This is a genomic window from Streptomyces milbemycinicus, assembly GCF_002154605.1.
Lineage (GTDB): Bacteria > Actinomycetota > Actinomycetes > Streptomycetales > Streptomycetaceae > Streptomyces > Streptomyces milbemycinicus.
The window spans coordinates 1-8,882 of sequence record NZ_MUNE01000178.1 but is presented as its reverse complement, the minus strand read 5'-3'; the positions used below and the strand labels follow the sequence as shown (position 1 = coordinate 8,882).

At 71.8% G+C, this 8,882-nt stretch carries 10 protein-coding genes; 2 read left to right on the top strand and 8 right to left on the bottom strand.

What is annotated here, in order from left to right:
- Positions 1-63: 63 nt before the first annotated feature.
- The 3 genes from bioD to bioB are packed head-to-tail and all read right to left on the bottom strand — an operon-like array spanning position 64 to position 3,455.
- A complete protein-coding gene (gene bioD / locus CCN51_RS15810; RefSeq protein WP_043492427.1) occupies positions 64-777 on the bottom strand; it encodes a dethiobiotin synthase in 714 nt (237 codons plus the stop codon).
- 58 nt (positions 778-835) lie between these two features.
- Positions 836-2,170 (bottom strand): adenosylmethionine--8-amino-7-oxononanoate transaminase, encoded by a 1,335-nt coding sequence (locus tag CCN51_RS15805; RefSeq protein WP_014181427.1) that lies wholly within the window; start codon positions 2,168-2,170, stop codon positions 836-838.
- Entirely contained in the window at positions 2,163-3,455 is a 1,293-nt protein-coding gene (gene bioB / locus CCN51_RS15800; protein ID WP_014181428.1) for a biotin synthase BioB, read from the bottom strand. The genes CCN51_RS15805 and bioB overlap by 8 nt, the downstream gene beginning before the upstream one ends.
- A 171-nt stretch (positions 3,456-3,626) precedes the next feature.
- Between bioB and CCN51_RS15795 the strand changes: the two genes are divergently transcribed.
- Positions 3,627-4,841: an 8-amino-7-oxononanoate synthase gene (locus tag CCN51_RS15795; protein ID WP_014181429.1), complete on the top strand. Its 1,215-nt coding sequence runs from the start codon at positions 3,627-3,629 to the stop codon at positions 4,839-4,841.
- A 9-nt stretch (positions 4,842-4,850) separates the two neighbouring features.
- Here the strand turns inward: CCN51_RS15795 and CCN51_RS15790 are convergent, their stop codons facing one another.
- Entirely contained in the window at positions 4,851-5,099 is a 249-nt protein-coding gene (locus CCN51_RS15790; RefSeq protein ID WP_055414056.1) for a DUF397 domain-containing protein, read from the bottom strand.
- 18 nt (positions 5,100-5,117) lie between these two features.
- Entirely contained in the window at positions 5,118-5,987 is an 870-nt protein-coding gene (locus tag CCN51_RS15785; RefSeq protein ID WP_043492430.1) for a helix-turn-helix domain-containing protein, read from the bottom strand.
- Between the two features lie 248 nt (positions 5,988-6,235).
- On the opposite strand from CCN51_RS15785, the gene CCN51_RS15780 reads away from it, so the two are divergent.
- Positions 6,236-6,664, top strand: a complete 429-nt coding sequence (locus CCN51_RS15780; RefSeq protein ID WP_014181432.1) for an ATP-binding protein — start codon at positions 6,236-6,238, stop codon at positions 6,662-6,664.
- A gap of 46 nt (positions 6,665-6,710) precedes the next feature.
- Here the strand turns inward: CCN51_RS15780 and CCN51_RS15775 are convergent, their stop codons facing one another.
- The 3 genes from CCN51_RS15775 to CCN51_RS15765 form a co-directional block, all read right to left on the bottom strand.
- Positions 6,711-7,916, bottom strand: a complete 1,206-nt coding sequence (locus CCN51_RS15775; protein ID WP_238545517.1) for a nucleotidyl cyclase domain-containing protein — start codon at positions 7,914-7,916, stop codon at positions 6,711-6,713.
- Positions 7,917-7,988: 72 nt separating this feature from the next.
- Positions 7,989-8,387, bottom strand: a complete 399-nt coding sequence (locus tag CCN51_RS15770) for a VOC family protein (RefSeq protein ID WP_014181434.1) — start codon at positions 8,385-8,387, stop codon at positions 7,989-7,991.
- A gap of 85 nt (positions 8,388-8,472) precedes the next feature.
- On the bottom strand, positions 8,473-8,882 hold a 410-nt coding region (locus tag CCN51_RS15765; RefSeq protein WP_211303228.1), incomplete at its 5' end, for a C40 family peptidase.

Here is an 8,882-nt window from a genome sequence, read left to right as displayed (position 1 = left end):
GGCGGGGGCGGAGGTGAGTCGGCGGGGCGTGCACGCGATCAGCGCGTGCGCCCCGCCGTACGGTCACCCATGCGTGGCCGCGAACCGCTCCGCGCTCCAGGTCCCGTCGAGCTCGGGCGCCAGCCAGCCAGGGGCCGCGGCGCGGAAGTCGGCGGGCGGGAGGGCTGCCGCGCCTTGGGGGAGAGCGCCCAGCAGCGGGACGCCCGCCGCCTCCGGCAGATCCGCGAGGTTGCAGCGGTCCGCGAGATCCGGGGCCTTGGGCCAACTGCCGATCACGACGCCCGGGCAGTCCAGGCCCCGGGCGCGCAGCGCCTCCGCCGTCAGTGTTGTTGTGTTGAGCGTCCCCAGGCCCGCCTGTACGACGACCAGCACGGGCGCACCCAGCAGCCGGGCCGCGTCCGCGAGCGTGCCGCCCTCCTCGTCGAACCGCACCAGCAGCCCGCCCGCGCCCTCCACCAGCACCAGATCGTGCTCGGCGGCCAGCTTTCCCGCCGCCTCGGCCACCTCGTACGGGTGCACCGGGGGGCGTCCCGCGCGGCGGGCGGCGGTGGCCGGGCCCAACGGCTCCGGGTAACGGGCCAGTTCGGCCTGCGTCACCGCCCCCGCCAGCCGAGCCACCTCCGCCGTGTCCCCGGGCTCGTCCGCCCGAACCCCCGTCTGCGCCGGCTTGAGCACCGCCACGGACCGGCCGGCGGCCAGCGCGGTGGCGGCGACGGCGGCGGTGGTGATGGTCTTGCCGATTTCGGTGCCGGTTCCGGTGATGACGAGTACGGGCATGTGGTCGCGCCTTTCGCTGTCGTGTGCGGTGGTGTGTGCGCGGAGGGCCGAGGCCGCTTCAGCCCGCGCGGGCCGCCGCATGCAGGGCCGTGCAGATGCGGGCCACATCGTCGTCGCTCGTGATGTAGGGCGGCATCGTGTACAGCAGGTCGCGGAACGGCCGTAGCCATACGCCCTCCCGTACCGCCGCGCGGGTCGCCGCCGCCATGCCCGCCTCGTCGAGCGCGTGGTCGAGCTGGACGACGCCGATGGCGCCGAGGACCCGGACGTCGCGGACGCCGGGCAGTTCGGCCGTGGCGGCCAGGCCGTCCCGTAGCCCCGCCTCGATGCGCTTGATCTCCTGGCGCCAGTCGTGGCCGAGCAGCAGGTCGATCGAGGCGAGCGCGACGGCGGTCGCCAGGGGGTTGCCCATGAACGTCGGGCCGTGGGCGAGCACCGGGAGCTCGCCGCGCGAGATGCCGTCCGCCACGCGTGGTGTGCACAGCGTGGCGGCGAGCGTCATATACCCGCCGGTGAGCGCCTTGCCCAGGCACATCACATCGGGGCTGACGCCCGCGTGTCCGGCCGCGAAGAGTTCGCCCGTGCGGCCGAAGCCGGTGGCGATCTCGTCGAAGATCAGCAGCACGTCGTGCTCGTCGCAGGCCTCGCGCAACACCCGCAGCAAGCCGGGGGAGTGGAACCGCATCCCGCCCGCGCCCTGCACCACCGGTTCGACGATCACCGCGGCCAGCTCATGGGCGTGCCGGGCGATCAGGTCGCGCAGATGTGCCTCGTACGCCGGGTCCGGCAGGGCGTCGACACCGGGTGGGGGCGCGTCGGCGAAGAGCTGACGGGGCAGCAGGCCCGACCACAGGTGGTGCATACCGCCGTCCGGGTCGCACACCGCCATCGGCTGCCAGGTGTCGCCGTGGTAGCCGCCGCGCCAGGTGAGCAGCCGCCGCTTGTCGGGGCGGCCCAGTGAGCGCCAGTACTGCAGGCACATCTTGACCGCGACCTCGACCGAGACCGAGCCGGAGTCGGCGAGGAAGACGTGTTCCAGCGGCTCGGGGGTGATCTCCACGAGGCGGGCGGCCAGCCGTACGGCGGGCTCGTGGGTGAGCCCGCCGAACATCACATGGCTCATCCGGTCCAGCTGGCCGCGCGCCGCGTCGTTGAGCACCGGGTGGTTGTAGCCGTGGACGGCGGACCACCACGACGACATCCCGTCGACCAACTCCCGTCGGCCCTCCGCCGGTTCGGCCAGGCGCAGCCTGACCCCGGCGGCCGACTCCACGATCAGCGGGTCCCGGCGGCCGGGCATCGGCCCGTACGGATGCCAGACGTGCCGCCGGTCCAGGGCCAGCAGCTCGCCGGGCGTCAGCGGTTTGCCGGGTGTCAGCTGCGGCTCAGGCATTGGGCGGCAGGTCCGTGCCCACGCCACGGCGGCGCACGGCGACCAGATCGGTGCGGGCGCCCGCGGTCGGCGCGCCGGCGGGTGCAGCGGCCGGTACGGGCTCGGCTCCCGTTGCGGCTCCAGCTCCCTCAGCCGTCCCCGCCGCGGGCGCCGCGTCACCGCACGGCGCGCAGCCCCCGCCCGCCGAGCCGCAGCCCGCACTCGCCGCCTCCCCCTCGGAACCGACGTGCTCAGCACCGCCGTGTGAACCGCAGCCCGCCCGTGCCGTCGCCAGTGCGTCGGCCCGGTGCGTGGGCAGCGTCGTCGTATCCGTGCCCTCCACCTCGAAACCGGCGTCGGCGATCATCGCGAGGTCGTCCTTGCCGGCCTGGCCCTCGGTGGTCAGATAGTCGCCCAGGAAGATCGAGTTCGCCAGGTGCAGGGCCAGCGGCTGCAGCGAGCGCAGATGGATCTCCCGTCCGCCCGCGAGCCGTACCTCGACGTCCGGGCAGACGAACCGCACCATCGCCAGGATCCGCAGACAGCGCTGCGGGGTGAGTTGCCACTTCTCGGCGAGCGGGGTGCCCTCGATGGGGATGAGGAAGTTGACCGGGACCGAGTCGGGGTCCAGCTCGCGGAGCGAGAAGACCACGTCGACCAGGTCCTGGTCCGTCTCGCCCATGCCCGCGATCAGCCCGGAGCAGGCGGACATGCCCGCCGCCTGGGCCTGCTGGACGGTCGTCACCCGGTCGGCGTAGGTGTGGGTGGTGGTGATGTCCCCGTATGTGGCTTTCGAGGTGTTGAGGTTGTGGTTGTATGCGTCGGCGCCCGCTTCCCGTAGCCGCGCCGCCTGCCCGTCGGAGAGCAGGCCGAGGCAGGCGCACACCTCGACATCTTCGTTCTGTTCCTTGATCGCCTCAATGGTCCGGGAGACCCGCTCCACGTCCCGGTCCGTCGGGCCGCGCCCGCTGGCGACCAGACAGACCCGCTTGGCGCCGCCGGAGACGCCCGCGCCCGCGGCGGCCGCGGCCTCCTCGGGCTTCAGCCAGGTGTACTTGAGGATGTCGGCGCGCGAGCCGAGCCGCTGTGAGCAGTACGAGCAGTCCTCGGGGCACAGCCCGGACTTGAGGTTGACCAGATAGTTGAGCTTCACCCGCCGCCCGAACCAGGCGCGGCGCACCTTGCCCGCCGCGGCCACCACGTCGAGCACATCGTCGTCGGCGGTCGCCAGCACGGCGAGGGCCTCTTCACGGGTCGGCAGCTCGCGCCGCAGCCCCTTGTCCACCAGCGTCTTCAGCAGCTCCATGGGCCGATCCTGCCCTGCGCCCGGGCCCGGGGCAAAGGAGGGACCACACAACACCACTCGTTCCAGGTGTGTGTATTGCCACACCCTGCCCATGCATGGACGCCGCTACGTTCTATCGGGACCCGACAGTTGGCGCCCGGCCAGGTGCCGGACGGAAGGCAGGGACGGCGTATGCCCCAGGATCGCCACGACGACCCGTTCGAGTGGATCGACGAGGAGAGCGAACGGCGGAGCCGCGCCGGGCTCGTCCGTACGATCAAACCCCGCCCCGCCGACTCCCCGCTGCTCGACCTCGCGGGCAACGACTACCTGGGCCTGGCCAGGCACCCGGAGGTGACGGCCGCGGCCGGCGCGGCGGCGGCCCGCTGGGGCGCGGGCTCGACCGGGTCCCGGCTGGTTACGGGGCATACGGAGCTGCACGCCGCGCTGGAGGCGGAGCTCGCCGCCTTCTGCGGCTTCGAGGCGGCCCTGGTGTTCTCGTCCGGCTACGCGGCGAACCTCGCCGCCGTCACCGCGCTGAGCGGTCGCGACGCCCTGGTCCTGTCCGACGCGGTCAACCACGCCTCGCTCATCGACGGCTGCCGGCTGTCCAGGGCCGAGGTCGCCGTCGTCCCGCACGCCGACCCCGAGGCGGTGCGCAAGGCCCTCGAAACCGCCTCTCCAGCGCCGGAGGCGGCGGAAACGGCAGCGGAGACGCCGCGGGGCTCGAGGCGCCCGCGCCGCCGCGCGCTCGTCGTCACCGACTCCGTCTTCTCCGTCGACGGGAACGCCGCCCCGCTGCCCGGCCTCGCCGCCGCCTGCCGCGCATACGGCGCGGCCCTGGTCATCGATGACGCGCATGGCTTCGGGGTACTCGGCGACGGCGGACGCGGCGCGCCGCAGGGCGCGGGGCTCGCGGGCGCGCGCGACGTGGTCGTGACCGTCACGCTCTCCAAGGCGCTGGGCAGCCAGGGCGGGGCCGTTCTGGGACCGGCCCGGGTGATCGAACACCTGGTCAACTCGGCCCGCACGTTCATCTTCGACACCGGCCTCAACCCGGCCGCCGTGGGCGCCGCCCTGGCGAGTCTGCGCCTGCTGCGCCACGAGCCGGAGCGTCCCGCCCGCGCCCGCGCACTGGCCACCGGGCTGTACGAACGGCTCACCGCCGCCGGGCTGAGCGCGGTGCGGCCCGACGCGTCGGTGGTGTCGGTGCGGGCCCCCTCGCCCGAGCAAGCAGTGCAGTGGGCCGCGGACTGCCGCGCGGCCGGGCTGGCCGTCGGCTGCTTCCGCCCGCCGTCCGTCCCGGACGGGATTTCCCGGCTACGGCTGACGGCCCGGGCGGATCTGACCGATCAGCAAATCGAGGAGGCGGCCGACGCGATCGTACGGACCGCGCCGACCGCCTGACAGCTCAGCTCAGCTCTCGCGTTGGCGCGTGGCCGCGCCGGTGTCGAGCGCGCCGCCCCGGAGCGCGTCGACGAACGAGAGCCAGACTTCCGGGACGAACAGCAGCGCGGGGCCGGACGTGTTCTTCGAATCCCGCACGGCCAGCAGGCCGGGCGGGAGCGAAGCCGTCTCCACGCAGTTGTTCATTCCGGTGCTGTAGCTGCTGCGCAGCCATTGCGCATCGCGCAATGCCGAATCGCAGGGTAGGGACCAGGACATTGTGGACATGGTGCCCCCTCAGGCGCCGCCCCCGATTTTGGTGATGAAGGTCAACGATTCCTTGACGGTCAGGGCGTTGGTCCGCAGCGTGTCGAACGCGGCGCTGTACGCCCGGAGGTCTTCTTTCCGCTCCAGGTAGAGGCTACTCGTCAAGTGGTCGAGAACAACAACATCGAGATCAGTAATGTGCGAAAAGGAAAAAATAATGAAAGGACCAGTGATGCCAATGGGCATTCCGGCGGAGAACGGCAGTACCTGCAGCCGCACTTGAGGCAACGCCGCGACCTCCGCGAGATGCCGCAGCTGGCCCGCCATCACCCCGGGCCCGCCCACCTCGCGCCGCAGCGCCGCCTCGTCGAGCACCGCGTGCAGCCGCAGCGGGCGCGCCCCGCGCAGCACCGACTGACGCGCGATCCGCACCTCCACCAGCGTGTCCACCTGCGGCCGGGGCAGATCCGGCAGCGCCGCCCGGGTCACCGCCCGCGCGTAGTCCGGGGTCTGCAGCAGGCCCGGCACCACCGTGGTCTCCAGCGTGGAGGCGGCCGAGGCCTCCGACTCCAGGCTGATGAAATCCCGGTAGGCGGGCGGCAGCAGATCGCGGTAGGCGTACCACCAGCCGCGCCGCGACCCCTCGGGATCCGATGCGCCCCCACCGCACAACGCCTCCAGCAGGGCGCGCAACTCAGGGTCCGCGACCTCGTACACATCCAGCAGCCGCACCACATCGGACGGTCTCGCTCCACTGCGCCCGGTCTCCAGCCGACTTACCTTCGACTGGTGCCAGCCCACCCGGCGCGCGGCCTCGCCGCTGGTGAGTCCGGCGAGATCGCGCAGACGGCGGAGTTCCGCACCGAGCTTGCGGCGGCGCACCGCAGGGCCGTACCGCATGACATCCCCTTTCGGCATTCTCTCGAATTCCCGGTCGCCAGTGTGCCGCTCAAATCCGGTCTTCCGTAGCAGAGTTCACCGTTTCGAGCGACAGATATATGCATAACTCGGTGGATCGCACCCGTTGTGCGGTCCATCGATGGCACTCTGACGCTAGAGCCGCCGGGGCTGCCCACGACTTCACTGGCTTGGCATTACCACTCGCATGCGTCCGCAGCCGCGCCCCGGCTGGAAGGGACAGGGTCGCCATGGCTGACCACCACGAAGCATCCGTCACTCTGCCGAGCGCACCGGTCTCGGTGACCGCGGCGCGAAGATATGTGACGAGCGTGCTGGCCGAATGGGGGCTGCCGACGGATGCGGAGACCGTCGGCGTCGTACGGCTCGTCGTCTCCGAACTCGCCACCAACGCCGTCCAGCACACGATGGGCCAGTCGCCCACCTTCACGGTGGATCTGCGGCTGGAACGCGAAGAGCGGCTGAGCATCGGCGTCACCGACAGCCACCCCAGATGGCCCAAACGCCTGCCGCCCGCCACCCATCAGGACAACGGTCGGGGCCTGCTGATCATCCGGTCGCTGGCCGCGGAGTCGGGCGGCGAAGTGTCGGTCATCCCGACGCCGGAGGGCGGGAAGACGGTCTGGATCGCGCTGCCCTGGACTGTTCCTGTGGGCTGACGTGGGCTGAGCGGCGGCCCGTTACAGCGCGACGCACACGCCGGGCTCACAGGACGCGCTTGACGTGCCCCGTGGTGCCGCGGGCCTCGGCCAGCTCCCGTATGCGCCCGAACACCGGTCCGGCCGCCGGGCTGATCAGATAGTGCGGCATATCGCCGCGCTCGATCACGCCGTACGGGCTGGTGCCCATGAGATACGAGGAGTAGAGGATCAGCCCGTCGGGCCGCCTAACGTCGACGGCCAGCGCGGAGAACCCGGGGAACTCGTCCGTCTGGTACACCCGAAGCCCCTCGGCCTCGGCGCCATAGCGCTCCTTGAACCGGCCGAACCGCTCCAGCGAGTCCTTGATCTTCCTCGTCATGTCCTCCTGGTACTGCCGCGACAGCGTGGCCGCGGCGTCCGAGGACGGGTCCAGCAGAAAACAGCTGTAGATGCCGCCCCGGCGCAACAGGCCGAGGACCGCGTCGCGATAGCGGGCCGGGCGCTCGGTGGTGACCAGCCGGCCGGAGGAGGTGCGCAGCGCCGTGCCCATGTCGAGAACCTCCTCGGACGCCGCGTCCAGCAGCCGTGCCTTCTCCTCGGAGCTCGGCCGCTCGGGATACGCGTGGACCGTGGTGCTCCCGCCCAGCCCGCGGCTCGCCAGCCATGCCCTGGCCGCCTGCTGCGGGCCGCCGTCCCCGGCCATCAGATAGACGTGCTTGCCCTCATGGCTCCCCACCGGTGTGAACTGCTCGGCGTACGGACCCGCGGTGCGGTACACGTCCTCGGAGATCGCCAGGCAGTCCCGGGGGGTCGCCTTCTCCAGATGGGCGGCCAGATTGATGTCGGGGGAGTGGATGGTGCCGGTCCGCCCCTCGCCGGTGTGCTGGATCGTCCCCTTGTGCACGGCCATCCGCAGATGCAGCTCGCCGCCCACGCCCGCCCGCGCGAACTCGTCCCGCAGATGGATCAGATCCAGGGTGAGGAAGGTCTTGGCCGCCTCCAGCGCGACATCGCGGGCCACGCTCTCGCTGTCGTCATGGACGGCGAAGAACCCGCCGTCGCCCCGCCAGCTCCACACCCCGCTGCGGGCGCAGCGGCGCTCCGCGGCCAGCTGCGCGAGCCGTGTGCGCATCCGCTCGCGCAGCAGGTCGAAGGCGTGGGCGGCGCGGTCTCTCGGGTTCGACAGGACGATCGTCGAATATCCGGCCGTGTCGATGAAGACCAGATACACATGGTCATAGGTCCGGTCCGCCTGGAACTCCTCGGTCACCACAAGTCCCCTCCTGCTGCCGACACCGGGCCACGCTACGCGCGTTGGCACCGGTGTCGAAGACATCGGACGTCACATCGGTTCCACCAAGCCACGCTCGACTGCGCTGCGCTCGACGCAGAACTCATTTCCCTCCGGGTCCGTCATCACCACCCAGCCGAGCCCGTCCTCCGTGCGCCGGTCGTCGATGACCGACGCGCCCAGTGAGACCATCCGCTCCACCTCGGCGTCCCGCGTGCCCGAGGGCGGCTGGATGTCCAGGTGGACGCGGTTCTTGCCCTGCTTGACGTCGGGCACGCGCAGAAACAGCAGGCCCGGGACGCCGGTCTGGTTCGAAGTGATCAGCACCTCGTCGTCCTCCGGTTCGGAGCCCTCAAGCGCATACCCGGTCAGGGCGGACCAGAACTGCGCCAGGGCGTACGGGTCGTGGGCATCGAAGGTGATGTGGCGGACCGGGTTGAGATACGACATGTGATCCCTCGCGGTGATGGACGGACTTCCCCGACCCGGCCAACCTACCGGCGCCCACTGACAGTCACGCCTCTCCTGCCTTGCGTCAGCGCACCTTGCCGTACCAGACCTTCTTGGTCCAGATGCGCTCCAGCCGCACCACGGTCCCCGGCTTGGGCGCATGCCAGATCCGGCCGCGCCCCGCGTACAGGCCCACGTGGTAGACGCTGCTCCCGGAATGGAAGAACACCAGGTCGCCGCCGTGGCGGGAGGCGGCCTTGATACGGCGGGTGCGGTTGTACTGCGCGGCGGCCGTACGCGGCAGCCGCTTTCCGGCCCGCTTGTACGCGTACTGGGTCAGGCCCGAGCAGTCGAAGCGGTTGGGGCCGGCGGCCCCGTATGTGTACGGGGCGCCCTTCTTCGAGGCGGCCACCTGCAGTGCCTTCGCGGCGGCGGAGGCCGCCTCGGCCTGCTGCGGAATCCCCGGCCCCGCTACGGGGCCGGGGATTCCGCAGC

What these genes read in the sequence shown, in the direction of transcription:
- bioD (WP_043492427.1), bottom strand. Translation starts at nt 777, where the DNA reads ATGCCCGTACTCGTCATCACCGGAACCGGCACCGAAATCGGCAAGACC.
- CCN51_RS15805 (WP_014181427.1), bottom strand. Translation starts at nt 2,170, where the DNA reads ATGCCTGAGCCGCAGCTGACACCCGGCAAACCGCTGACGCCCGGCGAG.
- bioB (WP_014181428.1), bottom strand. Translation starts at nt 3,455, where the DNA reads ATGGAGCTGCTGAAGACGCTGGTGGACAAGGGGCTGCGGCGCGAGCTG.
- CCN51_RS15795 (WP_014181429.1), top strand. Translation starts at nt 3,627, where the DNA reads ATGCCCCAGGATCGCCACGACGACCCGTTCGAGTGGATCGACGAGGAG.
- CCN51_RS15790 (WP_055414056.1), bottom strand. Translation starts at nt 5,099, where the DNA reads ATGTCCTGGTCCCTACCCTGCGATTCGGCATTGCGCGATGCGCAATGG.
- CCN51_RS15785 (WP_043492430.1), bottom strand. Translation starts at nt 5,987, where the DNA reads ATGCGGTACGGCCCTGCGGTGCGCCGCCGCAAGCTCGGTGCGGAACTC.
- CCN51_RS15780 (WP_014181432.1), top strand. Translation starts at nt 6,236, where the DNA reads ATGGCTGACCACCACGAAGCATCCGTCACTCTGCCGAGCGCACCGGTC.
- CCN51_RS15770 (WP_014181434.1), bottom strand. Translation starts at nt 8,387, where the DNA reads ATGTCGTATCTCAACCCGGTCCGCCACATCACCTTCGATGCCCACGAC.